A 25995-nucleotide genomic window follows, 5' to 3' on the forward strand; every position below is an offset into this window, starting at 1 on the left:
ATCCGGATCTGACCAGCGGAGTTCCGTAGGCATGGTTTCCGCACAGCTGCACCTGGGCGTCGCCATCGACGGGGCCGGGTACCACCCGGCCGCGTGGCGTGTCTCCGCGGTCGAGCCCGCCGCGCTGTTCACCTCCGGTCACTACCTGAAGTACGCGAAGCTCGCCGAAGCCGCTTCGCTCGACTTCGTGACCCTCGACGACTCCCTGGCGCTGCAGCCCGGCGGCGAGGAGGTCGTGCGCGGGCGCCTCGACGCGCTGCTCACGCTGTCCGCCCTCGCGCCGGCGACCAGCCGGATCGGCCTGGTCCCGACGGTCACCACCACCCACACCGAGCCGTTCCACGTCTCGACGTCGGTCGCGACCCTCGACTACGCCAGCCGCGGCCGCGCGGGCGTCCTCGCGGTGCCGTCGCTGACCGACGGCGAGGCCGCGCACTTCGGCCGCCGCCCGGCCCCGTCGCCGGCGGACGGCGAGGCCGAGACGGGAGAGGTCCTCGACGTCATCGGCCGGCTCTGGGACAGCTGGGAGGACGGCGCGATCGTCCGCGACGCCGCCACCGGCCGGTTCATCGACCGCGAGAAGCTGCACTACGTCGACTTCGAGGGCCGCTTCTTCAGCGTGAAGGGCCCGTCGATCACGCCGCGGCCGCCGCAGGGCCACCCGGTGACCGCGGTCTACGGCGATTCGCCGCACGCGGTCGGCGCCGACGTGGTCATCACCCGCGCCGACCACCTCGAAGCCGTGCGCGCCGCGGCCGTCCGGTTCCCCGGCGCCAAGGTCCTGGCCACGGTGTCGCTCGTGCTCGCCGAGACCGAGCAGGGCGCCCGCGACCGGCAGCACGAGCTGGACGCGCTGACGCCGTTCGAGCCCGCGGGCCTGTCCTTCGTCGGAACGCCCGCGCAGCTGGCCGCCGAACTGCCCCGGTGGGCCGCCGAGACCGGTGTCGCCGGCTTCCACCTGCGGCCCGCCGTGCTGCCCGACGACCTCGACCTGCTCGCCGGCGAGGTCGTCCCGGCGCTGCGGGCGGCCGGCGCGTTCCGGGACGGCTACCGCGGCGAGACCCTGCGCGACCACCTCGGCCTCGGCCGGGCCGTCAACGCCTACGCCGTCACCCCGGGAGCCTGAGATGACCAAGCAGATCAAGCTGGCCGCGCACTTCCCCGGCGTCAACAACACGACGGTGTGGAGCGATCCGGCGTCGGGCAGCCAGATCGACTTCGCGTCCTTCGAACACCTCGCGCGCACCGCCGAGCGCGGCAAGTTCGACTTCCTCTTCCTCGCCGAGGGCCTGCGGCTGCGCGAGCACGCGGGCAAGATCCTCGACTCCGACGTCGTCGGCCGGCCCAACACGACCACCGTGCTCGCCGCGCTGTCCGCCGTCACCACGCACCTCGGCCTGGCCGGGACGCTGTCCTCGACGTTCAACGAGCCCTACGAGGTCGCCCGCCAGGTCGCAAGCATCGACCACCTCTCCGGCGGGCGCGCCGCGTGGAACGTCGTGACGTCGCCGGACGCGTGGACCGGCAAGAACTTCCGCCGCGGCGGCTTCCTCAAGCGCGAGGACCGGTACGCGCGCGCCGAGGAGTTCCTGACCACCGTGCGCGAGCTGTGGGACAGCTGGCAGCCGGGAACCCTGGTGGGGGACAAGGAGAACGGCGTCTTCGCGCGCGACCCCGGCAAGTTCGTCCACAGTGGACCGCAGTTCGGCATCCACGGCGAGTTCACGCTGCCGCGCACGCCGCAGGGGCAGCCGATCGTCATCCAGGCCGGCGACTCCGACGAAGGCCGCGAGTTCGCCGCGAAGGCCGCCGACGTCATCTTCAGCCGCCACGGCACCCTCGAAGACGGCCAGGCGTTCTTCCACGACGTCAAGCGGCGGCTGGCCGCGTACGGCCGCGAGTACGGCGAGCTGCTGATCATGCCGGCCGCGACGTTCGTCCTCGGCGACACCGACGCCGAAGCCGAGGAACACGCGCGCGAAATCCGGCTCCAGCAGGTCCGGCCGGCCACCGCGATCCAGTTCCTGGAGCAGGTGTGGAGCCGCGACCTCTCGGACTACGACGTCGACGGCCCGCTGCCGGAGGTCGACCCCGACCCGGACGCCGAGCCGCTGACCTGGGGCCGCGTCCGGCACGAGAAGGACCAGCTCGCCTTGGCGCGCAAGTGGCGGGCGATCGCGGAGGAGAAGAAGCTTTCGATCCGCGAGCTGGTGATCGAGGTCACCGCGCGGCAGCAGTTCGTCGGCACGCCGTCGACGGTCGCTTCGACGATCGACGAGTACGTGCAGTCCGACGCCGCCGACGGGTTCGTCCTGGTGCCGCACCTGACGCCGACCGGGCTCGACGAGTTCGTCGAGAAGGTCGTCCCGTTGCTGCAGGAACGCGGGGTGTTCCGCACGGAGTACACCGGCACGACGCTGCGTGAGCGGCTCTTCTAGGCGCCGGCGGCTACGGCGACTGCCTTGACGTAGTCGCCGTAGCCGGACTTCGCCAGCTTCTCGCCCAGCGCGTAGCACTCGGCGGCGTCGATGAAGCCCATCCGCAGCGCGATCTCCTCGAGGCACGCGATGCGCACGCCAGTGCGGTGCTCCAGCACCTGCACGAACTGGCCGGCTTCGAGCAGCGAGTCGTGCGTGCCCGTGTCGAGCCAGGCGAAGCCGCGGCCGAGGTCGACCAGCGATGCCCGGTCCTGGCGCACGTAGGCGAGGTTGACGTCGGTGATCTCCAGCTCGCCGCGGGCCGACGGCGTGAGCGCGCGGGCGATGTCGACGACCTGGTTGTCGTAGAGGTACAGACCGGTGATCGCCTTGTTGGACCGCGGTTTGGCGGGCTTCTCCTCGATGGTCAGCAGCTTGCCCGCCGCGTCGACCTCGCCGACGCCGTAGCGCTCGGGGTCCTTCACCGGGTAGCCGAACAGGACGCAGCCGTCGAGCTCGCGCACGGCCGACTGCAGCCGGCCGGAGAAGCCCTGGCCGTAGAAGATGTTGTCGCCGAGGACGAGCGCCACGTCGTCGTCGCCGATGAAGTCCGCGCCGATCACGAAGGCCTCGGCGAGGCCGTTCGGGCTGGGCTGTTCGGCGTAGGAGAACGAGACGCCGAACTGGTCGCCGTTGCCGAGCAGCTTGCGGAACATCGGCAGGTCGGCGGGGGTGGAGATGATCAGGATCTCGCGGATCCCGGCCAGCATCAGCACCGAGATCGGGTAGTAGACCATCGGTTTGTCGTAGACCGGCAGCAGCTGCTTCGACACCGCCTGGGTGATCGGGTGCAGGCGCGTCCCGCTGCCTCCGGCCAGCACGATGCCCTTCATGAACTGCCTCCTCGGGTCCGGCGTCGGCCCCACCCTACGGGCCGCAGCCGGCGCTAGAAGGCCGGTCCCTTGCCGAAGTAGGCCTTGCAGCCGGAGTTGTATTCGGTGGCGATCTCGAGCACGTTCCGGCCGTCGTCGACCGGCAGCAGCGTCGAGGAGTAGTTGGGGCAGAAGTTGTTGTAGATGCCGGTGATGTGCACGGGCGCGGGCAGTTCGTACCAGTTGCCGCTGCCGAAGTTGTCGTTGGCGAGCAGGACCTGGCCGTTCCCGGGCTGCGGCTGGCCCTTGGCGTTGGTGTAGATCTGCCCGACCATGACGATCCGGACGCCGTTCGGGCCGCCGGGGAAGAGCGTGACCGTCTGCGCGTGCTGGAAGTAGTTGCCGTTCGCGGTGTCCACACGGGTGCCGGGGTCGGTGGGGCTGCCCCAGTTGGCGCCGTCGGGGGAGATCTTGAAGTACGGGTCGCAGTAGCGGTCGCGGAAGTTGCAGATCTCGTAGGCGAAGTAGTACCGGCCGTCGGGCAGCCGGCGGATGATCGGCATGCCCGGGCGGACCCGGTCCGGCGGGATGGCCAGGGTGAGCTGCTTGGTGCCCCACGTCACGCCGTCGGTCGAAGCGACGCGGTTGAGGACCTGCGCGTACTTCGGGGCCTGCGTCTCGTCGGCGAAGTGCAGCCACAGCGTGCCACCGGCGTCGACGGTGAACTCGGGCTCCCAGATGCCGTCGATGTTGTGCGAGCGGGCAGCCTCGGACAGGAACCGCCACGAGCGGCCGCCGTCCGGGCTGCCCCAGATCTTGATGCCGACGCGGCGCTGCGCCCCGGCGTCCTGCCGGTAGGAGGCGGCCCAGAGCAGGGTGCCCGCGCGGAGGCGACCGACGCGTTGCGGCAGCTCGTAGAGGGTGCCGCAGCACATGCCGTACCGGCCGTCCGGGTCGCGGACGGCGCCGATCTGGTGGAACGTCTCGCCCTCGTCGGTGCTCTCCATGACGGGCGTGAACTTGCCGCTCGCGTCTTCGCTGGTCAGCGCGGCGATGATGTTCCCGCGGCCGAAGATGGAGTGGTCGAGCCGGACGAGCCGCGCGTAGGAGCCGAGGCCGGGCAGGAGCAGCTTGCGCTCGGCGGCGCTCGCGGGCGTCAGAGTCGCGCAGATCACGGTGAGTGACAGCACGAAGGCGAGCAAGCGGCGCATCCTGACCCTCTCCACGCGGTGACCGCGCGATTACAGCACGGCGGTCGGGTCCTTCGTGGACAGTCACACGGCGCATTCGCGCGTTCGGGGGGTTTGCTGTGCGCTTTCGGGTGACGAGTAACTTGGAGTAGCTGCGAGGGGGGAACGATGAAACGTGGGTGGGCGGGGTTCCTGGCCCTGGCCTTGGTCCTTTTGTCCGGGTGCGGTTCGTCGACGGGGTTCGGCACGATCGTGACTTCTTCTGCTGCTTCGGCGCCTCCCGCGACATCGGCGGCGCCGGTCCTTCGGGACGTGCCGCCGGAAACGCACACGGGGACGGGCGACGGCGAGTTCGCCTCGACGTGGCCGGCGGACCAGCTGGGCTTCTTCACGTTCGACTGCCCGAAGTGCTCGTCGAACGTGATGGTCGACACGGACGGCGGCGAGTACGGCCTGGTCAACGCGATCGGCAAGTACAAGGGCACGACGTGGCTGAACACGGAACCGGACCGCCCGACTCGGAAGGTGACGATCCACGCGAACGCACCCTGGACGGCGACGATCGCGGACTACCGGACCTTGCCGGTGGCGGCTCCGGGGTCTCCGGTGTCCGGCAAGGGTGACGCGGTGTTCCGGGTCCCCGACGGGGTTCGGACGGTGGTTTTCACGGCCAAGACGCGCGGGAACGTGGCCGTTTGGGTGCACTCGGAGAAGGTCCGCGATCTTTTGGTGAACGAGATCGGGGATTTGTCGAAGACGGTTGAGGTTGTGGGGCCGGCTTACCTGTTGGTCGAGGGGTACGAGGCCAGCTGGACGATCACGCCGTCCTGAGCGGGCACCCGGTCGCCGGGTGCCCGCGGCGGCGTCACCGGTAGTTGGTGAACTGCGTCCTGCCTGGGGTGATGGCGTGGTTCGGGGCTCTTAGCTACGGATTTGTATCCGTTGGTGGCCGTCATTCGTCGTCGTCGGCTGATGTCGTCCGTACCGGATTTGTACCCGAGTGTCGTGCATGCTTCGGCAAAGCTGCTTCATTTCCGGCTGGTCGGCTGGAGTCGGCTTCTCGTCGTCGCCAGATTGTCCTGACCGGTGAACCCCTTCCCGGTGTGTCGACCTGCCGCCGGATTTCATCAGAAGTCGTCGGCGAGAGTGGTTCAAGGACGCCCAGTTCGGCACGCATGACTTCCAAGGCGGCATCATTTGCCTCCATAAGTAGATCCCGAACTGTCTGGGGTATCTCTATTTTAATGACTTCTTGAGGTGAAGTGTCTTGTGGGCTTGGCAATTGTCGCAGCATATGACCGCTGACCTCCAGGGCGCACCTCTGAAAGCTGATGTACGCGGACACTACTTGCGGTGACCCGAGTAGCCTAATCCTGGGAATGAGGTCGATGATTGCGTCTGTTTCCTTATGTATCTTGGGAATGAGCTCGGAGAATGAGGCCAAACTCCGTGACGTTGCTGCCGCCTCTGCGGTGAAAAGAATGAAGTTCATTGCAGCAATCGATGCTTGGTCGAATAATTCGTATGCTCGGGAGTGAAGTAATTTTCTGCGCTCAATGTCGCGCTCGTGGGCGAGTTCGCGAGTATGGCGGATGTTGGCGTGTTTGTTCGCTTGCGTGGTTGTGAGCCAGCTGGCGGCCATGGCGATCCCACCTGAAAGAACAGCGATTGTAATCAGCAGCCACCACGGTGTTCCGGTCATATTGGAACGCTAGTACCTGTCGAAGTTTTAATCTATGTCAACTCCGGGCAAGTGTGTGGCTTCGGCATCTCGTCGACCTGGCGCAGCCCAATCACGTCGTGGCACGGGTCAGTGATCACCCTGCCGGACCTCCCCCTTCCCGATCCTAAGCCGCCTGAGCTCGTATCGGGCCGGATGCGTGTTTGAGCCTGTGGCGAGCGGGAAGGGGGAGCACAGACGGGACCACGGGTTGCCTGCTTGTGGACGCGACAGATGCTCTCCGCCGGCCATCTCGGGGACCTGCCTGTCTGGCGAGGACATCCGTTCTCCGGATTCGGCCTACCGTGGCTATCGGCCTTCCGCCCCGGCCGACTTGCCGGGGACCGGCCGCCAGGCCGCACGCCCCCGGGAGGGCTTGGCCAGGCAAAGAACTGGGGCCGAGCGGCCGCCTTGATCCTGTAGAGAAAGTTCTCACCAAGCCTCCGCCTCACGGCCAGCGGCTCAACCGAGAAGAGCCCGAAGCGCTGCGGCGTCGCTGGCGAGTTGCGCAGGGTCGATCTGGGCTTCGTCGCCACTCTGAGGCAGCAGCGGGAACGGCCTACCCGGAGCAGGATCCTCGACGAAGCGCGGCAGCAGGTGCGTGTGGAGATGCGGGACGGTGTTCCCCAGCGTCTCGTAGTTCATCTTCAGCGGCCGGTAGAACGTGGCCAGCGCCTTCGCCACGGTCGACGTCGCCTTCCAGTACGCCTGCGCCTCCGGCTCGCTCAGCTCGAATGGCTCGACGACGTGACGCCCGCGCCAGATCATGAGCGTGTACCCGCGCTGGATGTCGGCTCGCTGGAGCACGGCGTCCACATCGGCCGTCTCGAAGATCCGGATTCCGTAGGTGTCTTCGTCCAAACGCTTCGACTGGCACATCTCGCAGGCTTTGCCGCTGATCCGCTCGGCCCAGTTGGCCGGCCACTCGCTCGTCATGGCTGACTGTCGCCTTCGTTCCACTCGTAGCTGAGCTGGCCGGCCGAAGGGCTTCGGTCTGCGTGACCGACGTTGTACCCGCGGGCACCTGAACCCAGATACCCGCAGGTCAACGACGATAAATCACCGGTAGTTGGTGAACTGCAGCGCGATCTCGAAGTCCTTGCCCTTCAGCAACGCGATCACGTCCTGCAGCTGGTCCTTCTTCTTGCCCGACACCCGCAGCTGGTCGCCCTGGATCTGGGCCTGGACGCCCTTCGGGCCCTCGTCCCGGATGAACTTCGCGATCTGCTTCGCCTTGTCCGACGCGATGCCCTGCAGGATCTTGCCCGAGATCTTGTAGATCTTGCCCGACAGCGCCGGCTCGTCGGCTTCGAACGCCTTCAACGAGATGCTGCGCTTGATCAGCTTCTCCTTGAACACCTCGACCGCGGCCAGGGCGCGCTCCTCGGTCTCGGACTCGATCGCGATCGCCTCCTCGCCGGACCAGTTGATCGTCGTGCCCGTGCCGCGGAAGTCGAACCTCGTGCCGAGCTCCTTGCCCGCCTGGTTCAGCGCGTTGTCCACCTCCTGGCGGTCGACCTTGCTCACGACGTCGAAAGAGGGATCCGCCACGTGTCCTCACACCTCGTACTCGCTTGTCAGGGGCACCCAGCCTAGCCCCGGGTATCCCGGTTGACCCCCGCCGGGAGCCGTTGGGTAAGCTTCTCGACGGCCGGTACGACCGGCCATGGCGGGTTACCCGAGTGGCCAAAGGGGACTGGCTGTAAACCAGTTGGCTTACGCCTACGGGGGTTCGAATCCCTCACCCGCCACCCACGAGAATCAGCCTGGTGATCCGTCGCCAGGCTGATTTCGTTTGTGCGACGAAGGTACGGTGACCCTTGGCAGCACCCGGCTGGCTGACCTCGTCGCCCATCGCCCACCGCGGCCTGCACAGCGGCTCCGCGGACGCACCCGAAAACACGATGCCCGCCTTCGCGCGCGCCGTCGAAGCGGGCGTTCCCTTCGAGTTCGACGTCCAGCTGAGCCGGGACGGTGTTCCCGTCGTGCTGCACGACGCCGACTTCTCGCGGATGGCCGTCAACGGGACCGGGCTGGTCCGGGAACTCGACTGGGCGCGGATCGGCGAGCTGCGGATCGGCGCCGCGCAGGAGCGCGTCCCGCGGCTCGACGACGTGCTGGAGCTGGTCGACGGCCGGGTGCCGGTCGTCGTCGACGTGCGCCGCTGGGGGTTCGACCGCTCGTCGGCGCTCGAACGGGCCGTCGCCGAACGCCTGCGTGGCTACCCCGACGGCGCCGTCGTGCAGTCCTTCGACCCGGTCGCCGTCGGGCGGTTCCGGCGGCTGGTGCCGGATCGCGCCGTCGGCCAGGCCTCCGGGTCCCTCCCGTCCGCCGGCCCGGTCAAGTCCCTGCTGGGACGGATGATGCTGACGAACGCCGTCATGCGGCCCGACTACCTCGCCTACGAGCTCGCCGCGCTGCCGGACCCCTTCGTGACGTTCTGGCGCACCGCCTGCCGCCCGGTGATCGCCTACACCGCGCACTCCCCGGAGGAGGCCGAACGGGCTTCGCGGCTCGCCGACGGCTACTTCTTCTCCGGGTTCACGCCGGCGACCCGCGCCTGATCACGTCCGCTTCCGTTGCGGTCGTGCACGTTGTGGGCCGGGAAGGCCAGGTCGGCGAAGAAGCTTTCCGCTTCCCGCTTGCGGATCTCGATCAGCTTCCGCGCGAACTCCCGGGTGACTTCGATCTGACGCGGATCGGGCGCGCCGTCGCCGTTCGTCGTGGTGTCCAGGTCGCCGTGCCAGTCCCACCACGCCTCGGTGATCGCCCGCTCGGTGTTGCGCAGCAGGATCCAGGACTGGTCCCAGCGGTAGAACGCCCGCAGCGCGGTGACGCCGGCGACGACGACACCCGCCACCGACACGGCCAGCTTCGCGCCCGGCCAGTCGAGGGTCGCCAGCAGCGGCAGGCTGGCGCCGACCACGATCACCGTGATGCCGCTGAGCCGGAAGAACCGGCGGTGCCAGGTGGCGCGCGAGTTGTAGAAGCTGCGCAGGCGCATCGCGTACGTTTCGACGGCCACCGGGTAACCGAGCGACTTCGGGTCGGGCAGGGCGTGGGGGAACGGCGGTCGGAACTTCATGGGGTCGATCCTCCGGCACGACGAGCTTTCCTGGGAAGTCGCGGTCCCGCCCGGCGTGTTACGGCGGCTCCCGGCGCTCATTTCCGCAAAACCGGTTCGCGTCGATTGTGCGATTTGTCGACAACGGCAACGATGTGAATTGACGACGCGGGTCGGACGAGGTTGATCCGCGAAACGGATGAAGAGTGATTCGGCCGCCAGGCGTCATTTCCGGAAACAAGCGGGAAACGGTAACGGATTTCGTGACCGGCCCGACCCCGCGAGTGCCGAACCCAGACCAGTGGAGGTACGCATGCCGGTTCCCGGGACGCTCGACCGCCCGACGCGCGACCAGCTCGTGCGGGTCCAGTACGCCGATGCCGGGCTCGTGGCCGACTACGCCGAGGCGTACGCCGGCCGGGGGCCCACCGCCCGGTACCACCGATCCCGGATCAACGCCGTCGACCAGGTGCTCCGGAAGCACCCGGGTGGCACGCTCCTCGACGTCGGCTGCGGGCCGGGGATGATGGTCCGCCATCTCCTGGAAAGCCGGCCGCGGGAATTCTCCGTGACCGGCTGCGACCGGTCCGCCGCGATGGTCGACGCCGCGCGGCGCACCACCGGGAAAGCCGCGAATTTCTCCGTCGGGGACATCGAAGAAATGCCGTTCGCCGACTGCGGTTTCGACGTCGCGCTCGCGATGGGCGTGCTCGAATACGTGGACGTTCCGCTCGCGCTGCGCGAAATCGCCCGCGTGGTCCGCCCCGGCGGTCTCGTGGTCGTCACCATGCTCAACCCGCTCAGCCCGTACCGGCTGGTCGACGCGGCGGCTGCGCCACGAGCTGTGGCGGGCCGGCCTGCAACCGGAAGACACGCTCTTCTACGACGTCACCGCGCTGGTGCCGCCGCTCGACCGGATCGTCCGCCGGGACACGAAGACCGCCCGCGGCGTGGCCGGCCGGCTCGGCACCGGCTACCTGATCGCCGCGCGCCGGCTCTGAACGCGAAGCGAACGGCCGGTTTCCCTGGGGGATGGGGAAACCGGCCGTTCTCAGGTGGCGGCGTTCGGGGTTACGCCGCCTGGGAAACCGGCGTCGAAGCCGGCGTCAGGGCGAGGTCGAGGACCTCGCGGACGTTCGCCACCGCGTGGACGTCCAGCTGGGACAGCACCTCGGCCGGGACGTCGTCGAGGTCCGGCTCGTTGCGCTGCGGGATGATCACCGTCTTCATCCCCGCGCGGTGCGCCGCCAGCAGCTTCTGCTTCACGCCGCCGATCGGGAGGACGCGTCCGGTCAGGGACACCTCGCCGGTCATCGCGACGTCCGCGCGGACCACGCGGCCCGAGAGCAGCGACGCCAGCGCCGTCGTCATCGTCACGCCCGCCGACGGCCCGTCCTTCGGGACCGCGCCCGCCGGCACGTGGACGTGGATGCCGCGCTTGCGCAGGTCACCGACCGGCAGCTCCAGCTCCGCGCCGTGCGACCGCAGGTAGGACAGCGCGATCTGCACCGACTCCTTCATCACGTCGCCGAGCTGGCCGGTCAGCTGCAGCCCGGACGCGCCGGACTCCTCGTCGGCCAGCGACGCCTCGATGTAGAGGACGTCACCGCCCGCACCGGTCACCGCCAGGCCGGTCGCCACGCCCGGGGTCGCCGTGCGCTGCGTCGACGCCGGCAGTGACGACTCCGGGATGTGCCGCGGGCGGCCGAGGTAGGCGTCCAGATCGGCAGCGTCCACCGTCAGCGGCAGCGAAACCTGGTCCAGCGCCACCTTGGTCGCGATCTTGCGCAGCACCTTGGCGATCGTCCGGTTCGCGTCGCGCACGCCCGCCTCGCGGGTGTACTCGGCGGCGATCCGGCTGAACGCGGCGTCGGTCAACACGACATCGGAAGCGGCCAGGCCGGCGCGCTCCAGCTCGCGGGGGAGCAGGTGGTCGCGGGCGATGGTGACCTTCTCGTGCTCGGTGTAGCCGTCCAGCGTGACGAGCTCCATGCGGTCCAGCAGCGGGCCGGGGATGGTCTCGAGCGCGTTGGCCGTCGCCAGGAACACGACGTCGGACAGGTCCAGCTCGACCTCGAGGTAGTGGTCGCGGAACGTGTGGTTCTGCTCCGGGTCCAGCACTTCGAGCAACGCGGCCGTCGGGTCGCCGCGGTAGTCGGCGCCGACCTTGTCGATCTCGTCGAGCAGCACGACCGGGTTCATCGAGCCGGCTTCCTTGATGGCGCGGACGATCCGGCCCGGCAGCGCGCCGACGTACGTGCGGCGGTGCCCGCGGATCTCCGCCTCGTCGCGGATGCCGCCGAGGGCGACGCGGACGAACTTGCGGCCCATGGCCTTCGCGACGGACTCACCCAGCGACGTCTTGCCGACCCCGGGAGGGCCCGCGAGGGCGAGCACGGCGCCGGAACGACGTCCGCCGACCGGGCCGAGACCCGATTCCGCGCGACGCTTCCGGACGGCCAAGTACTCGATGATGCGTTCCTTGACGTCGTCGAGCCCGGCGTGGTCGGCGTCGAGCACCGCCCGCGCCGCCGCGATGTCGTAAATGTCCTCGGTGCGCTCGTTCCAGGGCAGCTCCAGGACGGTGTCCAGCCACGTGCGGATCCAGCCGCCCTCGGGGGACTGCTCGGACGTGCGGTCCAGCTTGTCCACTTCGGCCAGTGCGGCCTTCTTCACGGCGTCGGGCAGCTCGGCACCTTCGACGCGGGCGCGGTAGTCCGTCTCGTCCGCGGTGCCGTCGAGCTCGCCCAGTTCCTTGCGGATGGCTTCGAGCTGGCGGCGCAGCAGGAACTCCTTCTGCTGCTTCTCCATACCCTCGGAGACGTCCTTGCGGATCGTCTCGGTCACCTCGAGCTCGGCCAGGTGCTCCTTGCTCCACTCGAGCGACTTCTCCAGACGTGCGGTGACGTCCAGGGCGCCGAGCAGTTCCAGCTTCTGGTCGGTCGACAGGTAAGGGGCGTTGCCGGACAGGTCGGCGATCGCGGAGGCGTCCTCGACCTGCTGGACGGCGTCGATCAGCTGCCAGCCGCCGCGCTGCTGGAGGATCGAGATGACGACGGCCTTGTACTCGGCCGCGAGCTTCGCGGTCTGGTCGTCCGTGGTCTCGGCGGCGTCCTCGGCGTGCACCCAGCGGGCGGCACCGGGACCGTCGGCGATCCGGCCGACGAGCGCGCGGGCCGTGCCGCGCAGCAGGACGGCGGCCTTCCCGCCGGGCACACGGCCGATGCGCTCGACCGTCGCGACGGTCCCGAACTCGGCGTACTCACCGTGGACGCGCGGGACGATCAGGACCTCGGCCTTGGTGGCGCCGGTCGACCGGATGCCCGGGAACGAGGCCTGGCTCGGGGTGTTGGCCTGGGCGGACTCCACCGCGGCCCGCGTCTCGGTGTCGGTGAGGTCGAGCGGGACGACCATGCCCGGCAGCACGACGTCGTCATCGAGCGGGAGCACGGGCAGGAGGCGGGTGTCGGACATGTGCACTCCTCGTGTAGTTGAGTCTGCCTTGCTCAACTCTCCGATGGGTGCGTTTGTTTCCGATGGTGCGTTCGCCCACAGCGATCAGCGAAACCGCAGGTCAGGCTCCTGGCTTGACCCCGATGCCACACCAGGCGAACGGCCGAGCCTCGGCTTCCAGGGCGTTCAGCTTCCGGTCTGGCCGCCAGTCCGGCAGGTGCACGATGCCCGGCTCCATGATCTCCCAGTCACCGAACAGCGGCTCGATCTCCTCGCGGTTGCGCAGCCAGACCGGGTTGCTCGTCTTGCGGTACTGCTCGACGAACCAGCGCAGGCCGTCCAGGTACGGGCCCGTCCCGTCGCCCTCGCTCATCTGGGAGATCGCCAGCCAGCTGCCCGGTGCGAGCTTGTCGCGGTAGGCCTTCAGCAGCCCGATGGGGTCGTCGTCCGGGCCGACGAAGTGCAGGACCGCCATCATCATCAGGCAGACCGGCTGCGAGAAGTCGATGAGCCGCTTCGTCTCTTCCGCCCGCAGCACGGACTTCGCGTCCCTCATGTCCGCCTGGACGATGCCCGCCCAGTCCGTCGCCATCTCCTCTTCGAGGATCAGCGTCGCGTGCGCGACCGCGACCGGCTCGTAGTCGACGTACACGACCTTCGCGTCGTGGTCCTCGGGCAGCTCCGCCTCGACGACCTCGTGGACGTTGCCCGCCGTCGGGACGCCGGAGCCCAGGTCGATGAACTGGCGGATGCCGGCCCGCAGCGCCGCCCGGACCGCGCGGTTCATGAACTCGCGGTTCTGCTTCGAGCCGGGGCGCACGAGCGGCCACTGCTGCTCCATGCGCCGGCCGAACTCGCGGTCCACGGCCCAGTTCTGCGTGCCGCCGAGGTACCAGTCGTAGATCCGGGCCGCGGACGGCTTCTCGGTGTCGACGCCTTCGGGCGCTCTCGGCGCCGAATCACGCTGGTCGGTCACTTCCGGCTCCCCTCGCTGCTCCCGGTGGCAAGCCTATAAGGACCGACGCCCTGGGGTAAGCCGCCAGTCGTTCAGCGAACGGCCGGCCGGCGCTGCCAGTACGTCCACAGCGGGCGGTACCCCTGGGCGTACCAGAACGGCGTCGACAACGGGTTCGCCGCCGCGTGGTGCAGGAGGACGACGTCGGCGCCTTCCTCGTCCAGCACGTGGTGGGCGTGGGCGGACAGCGCGGTGCCGACACCGGACGACCGCGCGGTCTCCGCGACGGCCAGCGACGACAGGTAGCCGACGCGGGACGCGTTGACGCGGTCGCTGATCCAGCCGGTCTCGCCCGGGTGCTGGACGTTCACCATCCCGAGCGGACGGCCGTACAGCTCGGCGATCCACAGCGGCGGCTCCGGCCGGTTCAGCTGCTCGGCGAGGTCCTTGGCCATGATGTCCTCGACGCCCTTGCGGAAGTTGACCGTGCCGTACTGCGCGTCGAAGGTGTGCAGTTCCAGGCCGAGCGCGACGGCGGTTTCGAGGTCGCCGGGCTCGGCGCGGCGGATCTTGACGCCGGGCGTGCCGCGCGGGCCGGCCGGGATCATCCGCTCCGCCGGGCGGACCGCGATCACCCGCAGCGGCGCGAAGCCGTGGTGCAGCATTTCGCGCGTGCCGGCGGCGTCGCGGCTCGCGCGCGGGACGATCGCCGCGGTCTCGGTGTCGCCGCGCTCGGCGACCGCGCGCAGATGTTCATCCCATCGAGTGAGCAGCGCGTCGAGGGCCGCCGCCGGCTGGGGGCCGGCCAGCTGGAGGTCGAGGCGGTGCTCGGTGAGCGCCCGCCACGGCGCGTTGGGCGCGTCCTGGTCGACCTGGATGCGCGAGGCGAGGGCGGACGCGGCGGAGTCACCCGTCGCGACCTCCAGCACCACCGCGTTTTCGGCCGCCTCGAAGGGAGATGAACCGGGGAGCAGGGAATCCACCGCCGCGAGCCGGGCCGCGTGTTCGGTGGCTATCACGTCGCTGTGCATGGGTTCATTGAAGCGCGACCGGGGCGTCCGTGTGCAAAGGACCAACCCCTTAGCCGACCCTTTACGTTTCACCCCTTGGTCCACGCAGGTCAGCGCCATCGAGGCATTGTTAACCCTGGGGTGATCTCCTACTGTCTCGAAAGGGACGCGGGTACGCCCTACGGGGTACGGTATGGCCCTTGTCCACACCCGAAGTCACGGATCAGTACCGGTGGACAAGCCGGGAGGGAAGGTCGGATGCCGGACACCAACGCCCACGGCGACGCCGTAGCGCAGGCGCAGCCCGGGCCGGGAACCGCTTCCGGGACACCTCCCGTCTCCGTCGAAGCCCGCACCGACGAACGCCGGTTCCGCGCGTACACTTTCGCCGTCCTGAGCATCGGGCTCGTCGCCGCGTTCGCCGTCGGCTCGTGGCTGCCGTTCCACTGGGACAGCCGGCTCCTGTGGATCGGGCCCGTGCTCGCGGTCGCCTTCCTGCTCGCCGAACAGCTCGGCATCAACGTCGACGTCCGCAGCGGTATCTCGTGGACGATCTCGTTCACCGAAATCCCGCTCGTCATCGGGTTCTTCGTCGCGCCGTTCGAAGTCGTGCTGGCCGCGCACCTGGTCGCCGGCATCGGCACGCTGCTCGCGCGCAAGGTCGCCGGCCGCGTCCTCTACAACGCGGGCGCGTTCCTGCTCGAGATCACCGGCGCCTTCGGCGTCGCCGGGCTGGTGAAGGTCGCCGTCGGCGCTGGGGCGGGCGACAAGATCCCGTGGGTCGCCGCGCTGGCGGGCACCCTGACCGCGCCGCTCGTGAGCACGCTGCTCGCGCTGGCCGCGGTCCGCGTGCTGCGCCGCCGCATGCGGGTCAGCACCGCCGTCCGGCTCACCGCGCGGATCCTGGTCGTCGGGTTCGTCAACGCCTCCGTCGGCCTGTCCGGCTACCTCGTCATCTCGAACACGCCCAAGGCGTGGCCGCTGGTGCTCGCCGTGTTCCTCGGCCTGACCGCGCTCTACTGGGCCTACTCCGACCTGCTGCGCGAGCAGCGGGACATGGAGGCGCTTTCCGACGTCAGCCTGATGGTCGCCCGGTCCGGTCAGCAGGCCGCGGCGCGCCCGGCCAGCCGCGCCGACGAGCTCGTCGGCGGCGTCGACGTCCGCGAGTGGGCCACGATCGCCGAGCGCATCAAGGACCAGCTCGCCGCCGGCCGGGTCGTGCTGAGACTGCGGCTCGAACCGAAGGACGCCATGCGCGTGGTCGTCGCCGGCGACGACCTGCCGGCCGCCGACCCGGCCGCCGACGACCCGCTGCTGCGCCTGCCCGGCGCGCACGTCCGGCACTTCCGGATCACCGAAGCCAACCCCGACGTCCGCGCGGCGCTGCTCGACCGCGGCGCGCAGGAAGCGCTCGTCGTGCCGCTGCGCAGCGCGAACCAGCTGCTCGGCGTCGTCGAGGCGCACGACCGGCTCTCGCGCTGGCGCGGGTTCGGCAAGTACGACGTCCAGCTGCTCGGCACGATGGCCAGCCACCTCGCGACGTCGCTGGACAACCGGCGCCTGCTCGCGACCCTGCGCCACGACGCCTACCACGACCCGCTCACCGGGCACCTCAACCGGCCGGGCTTCCGGCAGGTGGCGAAGGAACCGTTGCGGGACTTCGCGAACGCCGTCGTGCTGCGGATCGACCTCGACGTCTTCTCGACGGTCAGCGACGCGCTGGGGTACGCGTGGGCCGACCGGATGGTGATCGCCGCCGGCCGCCGCATCCGCGACGCGCTCGGCCCCGACGTCCCGCTCGCCCGCCTCGAAGGCGCGTCGTTCGCGGCGCTGCTCGTCGGCTGCCCGCCGGAGGACGCGCACGCGGCGGCGGAGCGGCTGCGCGAGGAGCTGTCCGCGCCGTACCCGGTGGACCGGCTGTCGGTCGAGGCGAACGCGATGATCGGCTACGCGACGACGACGCCCGAGGAGTCCGGCGACGTCGTCGACATCGAAGGCCTGCTGCAGCGCGCCGACGTGGCTGTTCGCGCTACCAAGGGCGGCGAAGAGGTCCGCGGGTACGTGCCGAGCATGGGCCAGATCTTCCTGCGCCGCTTCCAGATGGTCACGCAGTTCCGGCAGTCCCTCGAGGACGGCCAGGTCAGCGTCCACTACCAGCCGAAGATCACCCTGCCGAACCGGCAGGTGGCCGGCGTCGAGGCGCTGGTCCGCTGGGTGCACCCGGAGTTCGGCCGGCTCGGCCCGGACGAGTTCGTCCCGGCCATCGAGGCGGCCGGCCTGATCGGCGTCCTGACGGGTTTCGTGCTCGGCGAGGCGCTCAAGCGCTGCCGCAAGTGGCTCGACGAGGGCCTGCGGATCTCGGTCGCGGTCAACCTGTCGGTGCGCAACCTCGCCGACGAGGACTTCCCGAACAAGGTCGCCCGCGAGCTGGAGCACCACGGCATCCCGCCGGAGCTGCTGACGTTCGAGCTGACCGAGTCCGGCGTGATGTCCGACCCGCAGAAGGCGCTGCCGATCCTGCGCGAGCTGCACTCGCTGGGCATCACGCTCGCGGTGGACGACTTCGGCACGGGCTACTCGTCGCTGGCCTACCTGCGGCAGCTGCCGGTCGACCAGGTCAAGATCGACAAGAGCTTCGTCCTCGGCATGGGCACCGACCTCGGCGACCTCGCGGTGGTCCGGTCGATCGTCGAGCTGGGTCACTCGCTCGGCCTGACGGTGGTCGCCGAGGGCGTCGAGGAGGACGTGGCGCGCGACCAGCTCGAGGCGATGGGGTGTGACGTCGCCCAGGGCTACTTGATCTCGCGTCCGCTGCCGGAGGACCGCCTGGAGGCGTGGCTGCAGGCCCGCACGGCGCGCTCGCCGGGCCGCCACTCCGAGACCGTCTTGACCCTGCTGACCTGAGGTTTCGTGGTAAGGGGACCCCGGTTGCACGGGCGGGTGACGGGGCTTGCTAATCTTTCCAAGTCCTCGCGAGAGGCAGGCCCCTTTAGCTCAGTCGGCAGAGCGTCTCCATGGTAAGGAGAAGGTCTACGGTTCGATTCCGTAAAGGGGCTCTCGACCTCTAGCCGCGTCACGCCCGCGTGTCGCGGCTTGGGTCATGTAAGGGCGGTGTAGCTCAGTTGGCAGAGCAAGCGGCTCATAATCGCTGTGTCGCCGGTTCAAGTCCGGCCACCGCTACGCGGTAACGACGGGGCTGGCCCCCGGACCTGAGAGAGAAGGAAACGCTGTGGCTGCCACCGACGTGCGACCCAAGATCACGCTGGCGTGCGAAGAGTGCAAGCACCGCAACTACATCACCAAGAAGAACCGGCGCAACAACCCGGATCGCCTGGAGATGAAGAAGTTCTGCCCGAACTGCGGTACGCACCGGACGCACAAGGAAACCCGCTGACGTAGCGCGTTCACCCAGCTTTCGAGAAGCCGCCCTGGTCCACCAGGGCGGCTTCTTGCTGTTGGTAGCCTCCTCGGGTGCCCTTGGACGAATCGTTCACCGGGCGGGTGTACCCGCCGCAGACCAGTTACGAAGTGAGCCGGGAGAAGATCCGGGAGTTCGCCGACGCGATCGGCGACGTCAACCCGGTGTTCCGCGACCCCGAGGCGGCCCGCGCCGCCGGGCACCCGGACGTGATCGCCCCGCCGACGTTCATCACGATCGTCAACCTCGCCGCCATCAACGCGATCGTCAGCGACCCGGAGCTGGGGCTCGACTACTCGCGCATGGTCCACGGCGACCAGCAGTTCAGCTACAGCCGCCCGGTCCGCGTGGGGGACCAGCTGCTGCTGACGACGCACATCGACAAGATCATGGCCCGCGCGGGCAACGACTTCATCAACTTGCGAGCCGAGATCGTGGACGGCGAGGGCGAGCACATCGCCACGACGCGGGCCCAGCTGGTGGTCCGGGGGGAGGAATCGTGAACATCGGCGACGAGCTGCCCGCGATCGAGGTCCGGGTGACGCGCGACCAGCTGGTCCGCTACGCGGGAGCGGCGATGGACTTCAACCCGATCCACTGGAACGAGGCGTTCGCGAAGGAGGTAGGCCTCCCGGACGTGATCGCCCACGGGATGTTGACGATGGCCCTGGCCGGCCGGGTGGTGACGGACTGGCTGGGCGACCCGGCAAGGCTGATCGACCTGAGCGCCCGCTTCACAAGGCCGGTAGTGGTCCCCAACACGCCCGAGGGGGCAGTGGTGGCGTTCGAAGGCAAGGTGGGAGCGATCAACGAGGACGGAACGGCCAGAATCGACCTGGTGGCGAAGTTCGACGGGAAAACGGTCCTGGGCAAGCCCCAAGCGCTGGTACGCGTCTAGCGGGAGCCACGGGCAAAGCCGCGCGTGAAGCCACCCCGAAAACGCAAGGGGAACCCGAGAACAGACGCGGCCGAGCACCCAGACCTCCCCCGCACCCCGATCCGAAGCCAGAACACGGCCGGCAGCACCGGGTCAAGGCATCTTTCCCGCCTTGACGCGGTGTTGCCGACCGTAGTCACAATGACAGCTTCGGGGTGCCGGAAGAGAACCCGGCAGAGAACTCAAGGAAGCTTGAGAACCCCAAGAACAGCATCAGCCATCCCCTGCTCCCCCCGAACATTCGGATGAAGAGGATCGGTCCGCGAGGTGGGAATAACCCCTTCAACCCACCGGGTATCGGAAGCCGAGCAGACATCATGCCCCTTGCTGGGAGCAGCGGTATCGGCATAACCGGCCGAATGAGCATCAGCTTGATCCTCAAGCATCTTGTTCAACTTCCCGAGCGCCCCCCGGAAGTAGTCAACATCCCCGGCCCCCACGGGAAGAACGGGCCAACACCCATCCCCATCAGGCAAAACGGTCGGATACCCGACAACGACGACCTTGGCCTTGGGCGCCTTGGAATGGATCTTGTCGAGAACAGCCCCCACCTTCGGAGCAGCGGCATCAATCCGCTCGGCAAGCTGATCACGCCCACCGGCGGTCAACCGGTCCTTACAAGGCGACCCGGAGGGATGAGCAGTGGCACAGGAGGCGGCGATCGAGATGAACCCGACGTCATTACCGCCGATCCCGAGGGTGACGAGCGTGGTCTTGGAGTTGACAGCATCCAGCTGAGCGGGGTTGGTGCCGTCCGAAGTCTTCTGAGGCGAAGTCAAATTGGCGGTGGTGGCCCCACTGCAGCTGACATCAGCCAACTCGGCGGGCTTCAGCTTCGCCGAAACGACGTGCGGGTAGTTGTCGAGCGAACGCGCACACCCCGCAGGAGGACCAGCCACCCGCCCGTTGTGCGGCGAAGAGGTGTAGGAGTCGCCCAAAGCGACATACCGCCCCGAACCACCCCCGGTCTCGGCCCCGGTGTCCGGCGGCGCGGAAGAGGAACCGTGCTGCCACTTGTAGTACCCGAAGGCCAGCAGACCGACGACGAGCACAACGACGAGGCAGCCGCCCCCACTGTTCTTGGCCACCCTTCGTTTCTACCGGTGCGAAGCCGGTTTCGAAGTGGGCGATCCGGGTGACTAGGGGGAGTCGTCCAACCCCGCTGGGTGAATGATCTACGTCACACGAGTTCGGCGGCGAGCTCCAGAGCGTGGTCGACGTCCTTGGCGACGTAGTGCAGATCGACGAGCACCTCGGTGATGCCCAGCTCCCGGGCCACGTCCAGGCAGGGAGCGACGTCCGCGACGGTCTCGACCCCGGTACCCGCGCGCGGGTTGATCCGCAGCACCCGCCGCAGGGTCGCGGGATCGCGTCCGGCCTTCTCGGCGGCGTCGACCGCGACCGACCAGAGCCCGATCAGGTACTCCTTGGGCATCCACCCCGCCAGCCACCCGTCCGCCCGCCGCCCGACCCGGGCGAGCGCCGGCGGCGAAAACCCACCGAGCAGCACGGGCGGCCGCGGGTTCTGCGCCGGGCGCAGGCCGACGGTCGACGGCGCGATCCGCCACTGCGGGCCGTCGTGTGCCACGGGATCGCCGGTCCAGAGGGCTTCGAGCGCGTCCAGGACGTCGTCGAGCCGCTTGCCACGGCCCTCCCACGGGACGCCCGTCGCGAAGTACTCCTCGCGCAGCCAGCCGAGCCCGAGGCCGACGTCCAAGCGGCCGCCGCTGGCCAGGTCGAGCGAGGTCAGGACCCGGGCGAGCAGCACCGGGGAATAGACGGGGCCGGTCAGCGCGCTCATCCCCAGGCGGGCCGTCCGGGTCACCGCGGCCGCGGTCGCCAGCGTCGTGAACGGGTCCGCGAAGGTCTCGAACTCCTTCGGGTACGGGTGCTCCGGCGTCCCGCCGCCCGGGTAGAGGTCCGAGGGCGAGTGCGGCGTCAGGATCCGGTCGCCGACCCACAGGGACCCGAAACCCAGCTCCTCGGCGGCGGTCGCGAAGCGCGCGACGGCCGCGGGGTCGGCGAGGGCGCCGTACTGCGGCAGCGCGAGCCCGAGCCGCGTCCCGCTCACCGGTGAGCGGGACTCCGGGTTGTCCGTCATGGCGGACATCCTGGCATGATCAGGAGGCCCGCGGGGAGTTTTCCGCAGGCCGGCCGGGGTTCGGCGGTCGATCGGGGGGCGCGGTTGCGGGCTCTCGCGAGGCTTGCCGTAGACTTCGGGACTTGGAACGCACTACGGTCATCCCCGCCTGGATGGTGGGGACGATGGAATGCGTCCAACGGGGCTCCGAGCGATCGGGGCTCACAGGGGTGTAGCTCAATTGGCAGAGCAGCGGTCTCCAAAACCGCAGGTTGCAGGTTCAAGTCCTGTCACCCCTGCGTAACGGAACTGGTGGAGCGGAGGAGTGGTCGTGAGCGACAGCGACGCCAGCGGCGGCGAGCAGGAGCAGGACGGCAACGGGCAGAAGCCCGAGAGCCCGTCCCGTCCCGTCACAGCTGCTGCCAGGCGTGAGCGCCGTGCGACCGCTCGCCCGGCGGGCAAGTCCGCGGCACGTGCGGACGACAAGACCCGCCCGGCCGGCAAGTCGGGGGAGAAGTCCGCCCCCGACGCGAAGGGCGCTCCGACCCCGAAGCGGGACCAGAAGGCGAAGAAGGCCTCCGTGTTCGCGCGGCTCATGCGCTTCATCCGCGAGGTCTGGGCGGAGCTGCGCAAGGTCATCTGGCCGAACCGCAAGCAGATGGTCACCTACACCGCGGTCGTGCTGGCCTTCGTGGTGTTCATGGTGGCCCTGGTGAGCGTGCTCGACCTGGCATTCAAGTGGGGCATCGGCAAGATCTTCGGCTGACGCGCCCCGGCGCGCGCCGATGGGGCTCAGGTCCCGGCCTGACCCCGGCAATGATCAACTGAGAGGACGGAACGTGACCTCCGACAACGGCACATCAGCCGGTCACGACCTGACCGAGCTTTCCGACGAGCAGGTGCACGCGGCACTCGGTGACGAGGAGTCCGAGCACCTGGAGCCCGTCGAGGTGTCCGACGAGGTCGACGAAGCCGTTTCCGACGACGAAGCCGCTTCCGCCGAGGCCGCGGCCGACGACGACGTGACCGACGAGGTCGCCGAGCCCGCCGAAGACGACGAGGACCCGGTCGCCAAGCTGCGTTCCGAGCTGCTCGCCGCGCCCGGCGAGTGGTACGTCGTGCACTCGTACGCCGGCTACGAGAACAAGGTGAAGACCAACCTCGAGACCCGGACCCAGACCCTGGACGTCGAGGACTACATCTTCCAGATCGAGGTCCCGACCGAAGAGGTCACCGAGATCAAGAACGGCCAGCGCAAGCAGGTGCAGCGCAAGGTGCTGCCCGGCTACATCCTGGTCCGGATGGACCTGAACGACGCCTCGTGGAGCGCGGTGCGCAACACGCCGGGTGTCACCGGGTTCGTCGGCGCCACCTCGCGCCCCTCGCCGCTGACCGTCGACGAGGTGCTGAAGTTCCTCGCCCCGAAGGTCGAGAGCGAAGCCCCGGCGAAGGCCGGCAAGGGCGAGTCCGCCACGACCGCGGCCCCGCTCGGCGGCCCGGCCGTCGAGGTCGACTTCGAGATCGGCGAGTCGGTCACGGTCATGGACGGCCCGTTCGCGACGCTGCCGGCGACGATCTCCGAGGTCAACGTCGACGGGCAGAAGCTGAAGGTCCTGGTGTCGATCTTCGGCCGGGAGACCCCGGTCGAGCTGTCGTTCAACCAGGTCTCCAAGATCTGACGGCCGCCCGGTCGGCCGCAGTCCCCGCGTCCACGGCAGGTACGCGGGGAACGTAGTACAGGACAGGAAAAGAAATGCCACCCAAGAAGAAGAAGCTTGCGGCGATCATCAAGCTGCAGATCAAGGCGGGTGCGGCCAACCCCGCGCCGCCGGTCGGCCCGGCCCTGGGTCAGCACGGCGTCAACATCATGGAGTTCTGCAAGGCCTACAACGCCGCGACCGAGTCGCAGCGCGGGGACGTCGTCCCGGTCGAGATCTCCGTGTACGAAGACCGGTCGTTCGACTTCAAGCTGAAGACGCCGCCGGCCGCCAAGCTGCTGCTGAAGGCCGCGGGCGTGGAGAAGGGCTCCGGCGAGCCGCACAAGACCAAGGTCGCCAAGGTCACCTGGGACCAGGTCCGCGAGATCGCCAAGACCAAGGAGACCGACCTCAACGCGCACGACATCGACCAGGCCGCGAAGATCATCGCCGGCACTGCTCGGTCGATGGGCATCACGGTCGTCGACGCCTGACGTTCGCAGCAATACCCGTGGGAGAGCCGAGTGCTGGCTCTGACACCACACTGATCCGTTTTTGAAGTAAGGGACAGAAGCATGACCAAGCACAGCAAGGCTTACCGCCAGGCTGCGGAACTCGTCGACAAGGCGCGCCTGTACGCGCCGATCGAGGCCGCGAAGCTGGCGAAGGAAACCTCCAAGACCAAGATGGACGCGACCGTCGAGGTCGCGATGCGTCTCGGTGTGGACCCCCGCAAGGCCGACCAGATGGTCCGCGGCACCGTGAACCTGCCGCACGGCACCGGTAAGACCGCCCGCGTCATCGTCTTCGCCGTCGGCGACAAGGCCGCCGAGGCCGAAGCCGCCGGCGCGGACGCGGTCGGCACCGACGAGCTGATCGAGCGCATCCAGGGTGGCTGGCTCGACTTCGACGCCGCGATCGCGACGCCGGACCAGATGGCCAAGGTGGGCCGCATCGCCCGCATCCTCGGCCCGCGTGGCCTGATGCCGAACCCGAAGACCGGCACGGTGACCCCCGCGGTCGAGAAGGCCGTGAAGGACATCAAGGGCGGTAAGATCAACTTCCGCGTCGACAAGCAGGCCAACCTGCACCTGGTGATCGGCAAGGCTTCCTTCGACACGGAGAAGCTGGTCGAGAACTACGCGGCCGCGCTGGACGAGATCCTCCGCGCCAAGCCGTCGTCGGCGAAGGGCCGCTACCTGAAGAAGGTCACCTTCACCACCACGATGGGCCCGGGCATCCCGGTCGACCCGCTGCGGACCCGCAACCTCCTCTCCGAGGACGCGAACGTCTGAGTCTGAGATCACCGGAAAGGGCGTCCCCGCTTGCTGCGGGGGCGCCCTTTCTTCGTGTCTGATGGAGGTCATGCCGACTTTCGCGTCGTTCGACGGCCTCCGGTTGAACTACACCGTGTGGGAGGGCGACGGAGCCCACCACCCGGTACTGCTCCAACACGGCTTCGCGGCCGACACGAACGCGAACTGGATCTCGACGGGCGTGGTCGCAGCGTTGCGCGCGGCGGGCTTGACGGTGATCTCCCTGGACGCGCGCGGCCACGGCCGGTCGGAGAAGCCCCACGACGAAGCGGCGTACACGGGCGACAGCATGGCCCGCGACATTTCGGCGCTGCTGGACGAGCTGGCCTTGGACGAGGTGTCCCTGGTCGGCTATTCGATGGGCGCGATCATCGCGCTGGCCTCGACGGCTTCCGACAAGCGGATCCGCCGGTTGGCGACCGGTGGGGTGGGGTCGGGGATCGTCGACTTCGGGGGTGTCGACCTGCGGGTCGTCAAGCCGGCGGAGATCGCTTCGGCGTTGCTGGCGGAGGATCCGTCGACGGTGCCGCCATCGGGGGTGCCGTTCCGGTTGCTGGCGGACGCCACCGGCGGGGACCGTCAGGCCTTGGCGGCGGTGGCATTGGCGTCGTCGTCGCAGGGGAGCCTGAACCTCTCGGCGATCGGGGTGCCGACGTTGGTGCTGGCGGGGGACCAGGACCTGCTGGCGGCGGAGCCGGAGCGCTTGGCCGCGGCCATCGCGGGGGCGCGGTTGGTGCGGATCCCGGGGGACCACATGACGGCGGTGATGTCGCCGGCTTTCTCGGAGACCTTGGTGGCGTTCTTGACCGCGCCGCAGCCCCGCTGAGTCAGCTCGTCGGAGTGGTGGTGGGGACTCCGCTGCACTTCGCCGGGCCGACGGCGTGGCCGGTGATGAGCCACTGCCCCTTTTCGACCTTCGACACCGTGAAGACGCCGAGTGCCGGTCCGCCGCTGATGGGGAACGTGCAGGAATCGACGGTCACGGTGTCGCCGGGCAACGGGTCCGAGACGCTCGACGGCAGGGATTCGGCGTAGTCGTTCTTGTTCGTCACCTGGGTGGCGAGGAACTCGACGGCCTTCTTGCAGTCCGTCTGGGCGGTGTTCTGGCGGAACGTCTGCGCGATGTCCTGGGCGAACTGGGTCTGGATGTCGCGCGGGCCTTCGTTCTGGAAGCGGCCGCAAGCGTCGTCGACCCGGCCCTGGGCGACGTTGTGGTACACGAATCGGACGGCCTCGTACGGGTTCGTCGAGAAGATGTGGTTCGTGTGGTACTTCCCGCCGCCCTCTTGGGCCAGCTGGGCCGAGGTCTTCCCGGCGTCGTTGGGAAAGTAGTGGTTGTACAGCCACGTTCCCGCCACCCCGAGGATGATGATCGCCAGCACCCACGCGATCACCTTCTTGCCCAGCCAGCTCAGCCACTTCGGCGCGCGACGGCGCTCGGTCGGGACCAGCTGGTAGCCCGGGGGGATCATCGGGGGCTGGGCGCCGCCGCCCTGCTGAGGAGACGACGGCGGGGCCTGGACCACCCCGGTGTTCGGCGGCGGGGCCGGCTGGTTGCCCTGCTGGGTCTGGGTGAAGCGCAGGTAGTCCTGGAACTGCTGGAACTGGCGGAACTGCTCTAGCTGGTCCGGGTCCATCGGCGGCTGCGAAGCCGGCGTCGAAGGGCTCGCCGGTTCGACTTCCGAGCCCGGCTTTCCGTCATCACGCTGCTCCGCCACGTGACCATGATGCCTCACGCGGCCACAAAGGTGGGGGTCGGAGAAGGCTTGCCGACTTGACAACGTATAGTTGTCGACGGTTCTACCGAAGACCGCTGGTTTTCCCCGCTCCAACGGGGAACGAAGGTCCCGCAACTCGCCGGGCGGC

Annotated in this window: 25 protein-coding genes, 4 tRNA genes and 1 pseudogene; 18 read left to right on the top strand and 12 right to left on the bottom strand. The window is 69.0% G+C overall.

Going from position 1 to position 25995, the window contains the following annotated elements:
• Positions 1-31: 31 nt before the first annotated feature.
• Complete coding sequence (locus tag BLV96_RS24770) at positions 32-1126, top strand: LLM class flavin-dependent oxidoreductase (protein ID WP_086675551.1); 1095 nt, start codon at positions 32-34, stop codon at positions 1124-1126.
• A 1-nt stretch (position 1127) separates the two neighbouring features.
• Positions 1128-2438 carry an NtaA/DmoA family FMN-dependent monooxygenase gene (locus BLV96_RS24775; RefSeq protein ID WP_086675550.1) on the top strand — a complete coding sequence of 437 codons (1311 nt, stop codon included), beginning with the start codon at positions 1128-1130 and terminating at the stop codon, positions 2436-2438.
• Here the strand turns inward: BLV96_RS24775 and rfbA are convergent.
• Both rfbA and BLV96_RS24785 read right to left on the bottom strand, forming a co-directional pair.
• Positions 2435-3310, bottom strand: coding sequence for a glucose-1-phosphate thymidylyltransferase RfbA (gene rfbA / locus BLV96_RS24780; RefSeq protein ID WP_086675549.1), 876 nt, complete (start codon positions 3308-3310; stop codon positions 2435-2437). The genes BLV96_RS24775 and rfbA overlap by 4 nt on opposite strands.
• Before the next feature lie 53 nt (positions 3311-3363).
• Positions 3364-4500 (bottom strand): sialidase family protein, encoded by a 1137-nt coding sequence (locus BLV96_RS24785; protein ID WP_167379721.1) that lies wholly within the window; start codon positions 4498-4500, stop codon positions 3364-3366.
• 147 nt (positions 4501-4647) lie between these two features.
• On the opposite strand from BLV96_RS24785, the gene BLV96_RS24790 reads away from it, so the two are divergent.
• Positions 4648-5310: a hypothetical protein gene (locus BLV96_RS24790; RefSeq protein WP_086675547.1), complete on the top strand. Its 663-nt coding sequence runs from the start codon at positions 4648-4650 to the stop codon at positions 5308-5310.
• Positions 5311-5431: 121 nt separating this feature from the next.
• Here BLV96_RS24790 and BLV96_RS49280 read toward each other — a convergent pair whose 3' ends face one another.
• The 3 genes from BLV96_RS49280 to BLV96_RS24800 form a co-directional block, all read right to left on the bottom strand.
• Positions 5432-6181: a hypothetical protein gene (locus BLV96_RS49280; RefSeq protein ID WP_143051020.1), complete on the bottom strand. Its 750-nt coding sequence runs from the start codon at positions 6179-6181 to the stop codon at positions 5432-5434.
• A 480-nt stretch (positions 6182-6661) separates the two neighbouring features.
• Positions 6662-7135, bottom strand: coding sequence for an HIT family protein (locus BLV96_RS24795; protein ID WP_208608312.1), 474 nt, complete (start codon positions 7133-7135; stop codon positions 6662-6664).
• Positions 7136-7258: 123 nt separating this feature from the next.
• The gene (locus BLV96_RS24800; RefSeq protein WP_086675546.1) at positions 7259-7750 is read right to left on the bottom strand and encodes a YajQ family cyclic di-GMP-binding protein; all 492 of its coding nucleotides are present in this window, start codon (positions 7748-7750) and stop codon (positions 7259-7261) included.
• A 117-nt stretch (positions 7751-7867) separates the two neighbouring features.
• Here BLV96_RS24800 and BLV96_RS24805 point away from each other — a divergent pair.
• Positions 7868-7950: transfer RNA gene (locus BLV96_RS24805), tRNA-Tyr, on the top strand.
• A gap of 69 nt (positions 7951-8019) precedes the next feature.
• On the top strand, positions 8020-8763 hold the full coding sequence (locus BLV96_RS24810; RefSeq protein ID WP_086675545.1) for a glycerophosphodiester phosphodiesterase family protein: 744 nt from the start codon (positions 8020-8022) through the stop codon (positions 8761-8763).
• On the opposite strand, the gene BLV96_RS24815 is transcribed toward BLV96_RS24810, so the two are convergent.
• Positions 8724-9284 (bottom strand): DUF4231 domain-containing protein, encoded by a 561-nt coding sequence (locus tag BLV96_RS24815; RefSeq protein ID WP_086675544.1) that lies wholly within the window; start codon positions 9282-9284, stop codon positions 8724-8726. The genes BLV96_RS24810 and BLV96_RS24815 overlap by 40 nt on opposite strands.
• Before the next feature lie 292 nt (positions 9285-9576).
• Here BLV96_RS24815 and BLV96_RS50780 point away from each other — a divergent pair.
• Positions 9577-10008 (top strand): annotated as a pseudogene (locus BLV96_RS50780) (class I SAM-dependent methyltransferase); the annotation flags it as partial.
• Positions 10009-10334: 326 nt separating this feature from the next.
• Here the strand turns inward: BLV96_RS50780 and lon are convergent.
• From lon to BLV96_RS24835, 3 genes are all read right to left on the bottom strand, one after another.
• Positions 10335-12737 carry an endopeptidase La gene (gene lon / locus BLV96_RS24825; RefSeq protein WP_086675543.1) on the bottom strand — a complete coding sequence of 801 codons (2403 nt, stop codon included), beginning with the start codon at positions 12735-12737 and terminating at the stop codon, positions 10335-10337.
• Between the two features lie 100 nt (positions 12738-12837).
• Complete coding sequence (locus tag BLV96_RS24830; RefSeq protein ID WP_086675542.1) at positions 12838-13692, bottom strand: SAM-dependent methyltransferase; 855 nt, start codon at positions 13690-13692, stop codon at positions 12838-12840.
• A 71-nt stretch (positions 13693-13763) separates the two neighbouring features.
• On the bottom strand, positions 13764-14702 hold the full coding sequence (locus BLV96_RS24835) for a GNAT family N-acetyltransferase (RefSeq protein WP_086675541.1): 939 nt from the start codon (positions 14700-14702) through the stop codon (positions 13764-13766).
• Between the two features lie 237 nt (positions 14703-14939).
• Between BLV96_RS24835 and BLV96_RS24840 the strand changes: the two genes are divergently transcribed.
• The 6 genes from BLV96_RS24840 to BLV96_RS24865 all read left to right on the top strand — a co-directional run bounded on the left by BLV96_RS24840 (position 14940) and on the right by BLV96_RS24865 (position 18997).
• Positions 14940-17585, top strand: a complete 2646-nt coding sequence (locus BLV96_RS24840) for a putative bifunctional diguanylate cyclase/phosphodiesterase (protein WP_086675540.1) — start codon at positions 14940-14942, stop codon at positions 17583-17585.
• A 79-nt stretch (positions 17586-17664) separates the two neighbouring features.
• Positions 17665-17737, top strand: a tRNA-Thr gene (locus tag BLV96_RS24845).
• Between the two features lie 51 nt (positions 17738-17788).
• Positions 17789-17861, top strand: a tRNA-Met gene (locus BLV96_RS24850).
• Between the two features lie 49 nt (positions 17862-17910).
• Positions 17911-18075 carry a 50S ribosomal protein L33 gene (rpmG, locus tag BLV96_RS24855; RefSeq protein ID WP_005152047.1) on the top strand — a complete coding sequence of 55 codons (165 nt, stop codon included), beginning with the start codon at positions 17911-17913 and terminating at the stop codon, positions 18073-18075.
• Positions 18076-18152: 77 nt separating this feature from the next.
• Complete coding sequence (locus tag BLV96_RS24860) at positions 18153-18602, top strand: MaoC family dehydratase N-terminal domain-containing protein (RefSeq protein ID WP_167379722.1); 450 nt, start codon at positions 18153-18155, stop codon at positions 18600-18602.
• Positions 18599-18997 (top strand): MaoC family dehydratase, encoded by a 399-nt coding sequence (locus BLV96_RS24865; protein WP_086675538.1) that lies wholly within the window; start codon positions 18599-18601, stop codon positions 18995-18997. Before BLV96_RS24860 ends, BLV96_RS24865 begins: the two co-directional genes overlap by 4 nt.
• 221 nt (positions 18998-19218) lie before the next feature.
• On the opposite strand, the gene BLV96_RS24870 is transcribed toward BLV96_RS24865, so the two are convergent.
• Both BLV96_RS24870 and BLV96_RS24875 read right to left on the bottom strand, forming a co-directional pair.
• Positions 19219-20124 (bottom strand): SGNH/GDSL hydrolase family protein, encoded by a 906-nt coding sequence (locus tag BLV96_RS24870; RefSeq protein ID WP_086675537.1) that lies wholly within the window; start codon positions 20122-20124, stop codon positions 19219-19221.
• 92 nt (positions 20125-20216) lie between these two features.
• A complete protein-coding gene (locus BLV96_RS24875; protein ID WP_244180436.1) occupies positions 20217-21146 on the bottom strand; it encodes a TIGR03619 family F420-dependent LLM class oxidoreductase in 930 nt (309 codons plus the stop codon).
• A 196-nt stretch (positions 21147-21342) separates the two neighbouring features.
• Here BLV96_RS24875 and BLV96_RS24880 point away from each other — a divergent pair.
• From BLV96_RS24880 to BLV96_RS24905, 6 genes are all read left to right on the top strand, one after another.
• Positions 21343-21415, top strand: a tRNA-Trp gene (locus BLV96_RS24880).
• A gap of 26 nt (positions 21416-21441) precedes the next feature.
• Positions 21442-21882, top strand: coding sequence for a preprotein translocase subunit SecE (gene secE / locus BLV96_RS24885; protein WP_086675535.1), 441 nt, complete (start codon positions 21442-21444; stop codon positions 21880-21882).
• 73 nt (positions 21883-21955) lie between these two features.
• Complete coding sequence (gene nusG / locus BLV96_RS24890; RefSeq protein ID WP_086675534.1) at positions 21956-22795, top strand: transcription termination/antitermination protein NusG; 840 nt, start codon at positions 21956-21958, stop codon at positions 22793-22795.
• 74 nt (positions 22796-22869) lie between these two features.
• The gene (gene rplK / locus BLV96_RS24895; RefSeq protein ID WP_043781763.1) at positions 22870-23307 is read left to right on the top strand and encodes a 50S ribosomal protein L11; all 438 of its coding nucleotides are present in this window, start codon (positions 22870-22872) and stop codon (positions 23305-23307) included.
• An 81-nt stretch (positions 23308-23388) separates the two neighbouring features.
• Positions 23389-24108: a 50S ribosomal protein L1 gene (gene rplA / locus BLV96_RS24900; protein WP_086675533.1), complete on the top strand. Its 720-nt coding sequence runs from the start codon at positions 23389-23391 to the stop codon at positions 24106-24108.
• A gap of 70 nt (positions 24109-24178) precedes the next feature.
• Positions 24179-24955: an alpha/beta fold hydrolase gene (locus tag BLV96_RS24905; protein WP_086675532.1), complete on the top strand. Its 777-nt coding sequence runs from the start codon at positions 24179-24181 to the stop codon at positions 24953-24955.
• 1 nt (position 24956) lies between these two features.
• Here the strand turns inward: BLV96_RS24905 and BLV96_RS24910 are convergent, their stop codons facing one another.
• A complete protein-coding gene (locus BLV96_RS24910) occupies positions 24957-25847 on the bottom strand; it encodes a hypothetical protein (protein ID WP_086675531.1) in 891 nt (296 codons plus the stop codon).
• Positions 25848-25995 lie beyond the last annotated feature (148 nt).

Source organism: Amycolatopsis pretoriensis (assembly GCF_900107925.1).
In the GTDB taxonomy this organism is placed as follows: Bacteria; Actinomycetota; Actinomycetes; order Mycobacteriales; family Pseudonocardiaceae; genus Amycolatopsis; species Amycolatopsis pretoriensis.

Bases quoted from the DNA above. Each gene is read 5' to 3' on its own strand.
- BLV96_RS24770 (WP_086675551.1), top strand. From the start codon at position 32: ATGGTTTCCGCACAGCTGCACCTGGGCGTCGCCATCGACGGGGCCGGG.
- BLV96_RS24905 (WP_086675532.1), top strand. From the start codon at position 24,179: ATGCCGACTTTCGCGTCGTTCGACGGCCTCCGGTTGAACTACACCGTG.
- BLV96_RS24795 (WP_208608312.1), bottom strand. From the start codon at position 7,135: ATGACGAGCGAGTGGCCGGCCAACTGGGCCGAGCGGATCAGCGGCAAA.
- BLV96_RS24840 (WP_086675540.1), top strand. From the start codon at position 14,940: ATGCCGGACACCAACGCCCACGGCGACGCCGTAGCGCAGGCGCAGCCC.
- rplK (WP_043781763.1), top strand. From the start codon at position 22,870: ATGCCACCCAAGAAGAAGAAGCTTGCGGCGATCATCAAGCTGCAGATC.
- lon (WP_086675543.1), bottom strand. From the start codon at position 12,737: ATGTCCGACACCCGCCTCCTGCCCGTGCTCCCGCTCGATGACGACGTC.
- BLV96_RS24790 (WP_086675547.1), top strand. From the start codon at position 4,648: ATGAAACGTGGGTGGGCGGGGTTCCTGGCCCTGGCCTTGGTCCTTTTG.
- BLV96_RS24815 (WP_086675544.1), bottom strand. From the start codon at position 9,284: ATGAAGTTCCGACCGCCGTTCCCCCACGCCCTGCCCGACCCGAAGTCG.
- BLV96_RS49280 (WP_143051020.1), bottom strand. From the start codon at position 6,181: ATGACCGGAACACCGTGGTGGCTGCTGATTACAATCGCTGTTCTTTCA.
- BLV96_RS24775 (WP_086675550.1), top strand. From the start codon at position 1,128: ATGACCAAGCAGATCAAGCTGGCCGCGCACTTCCCCGGCGTCAACAAC.
- BLV96_RS24875 (WP_244180436.1), bottom strand. From the start codon at position 21,146: ATGTCCGCCATGACGGACAACCCGGAGTCCCGCTCACCGGTGAGCGGG.
- BLV96_RS24785 (WP_167379721.1), bottom strand. From the start codon at position 4,500: ATGCGCCGCTTGCTCGCCTTCGTGCTGTCACTCACCGTGATCTGCGCG.
- rfbA (WP_086675549.1), bottom strand. From the start codon at position 3,310: ATGAAGGGCATCGTGCTGGCCGGAGGCAGCGGGACGCGCCTGCACCCG.
- rplA (WP_086675533.1), top strand. From the start codon at position 23,389: ATGACCAAGCACAGCAAGGCTTACCGCCAGGCTGCGGAACTCGTCGAC.
- BLV96_RS24835 (WP_086675541.1), bottom strand. From the start codon at position 14,702: ATGCACAGCGACGTGATAGCCACCGAACACGCGGCCCGGCTCGCGGCG.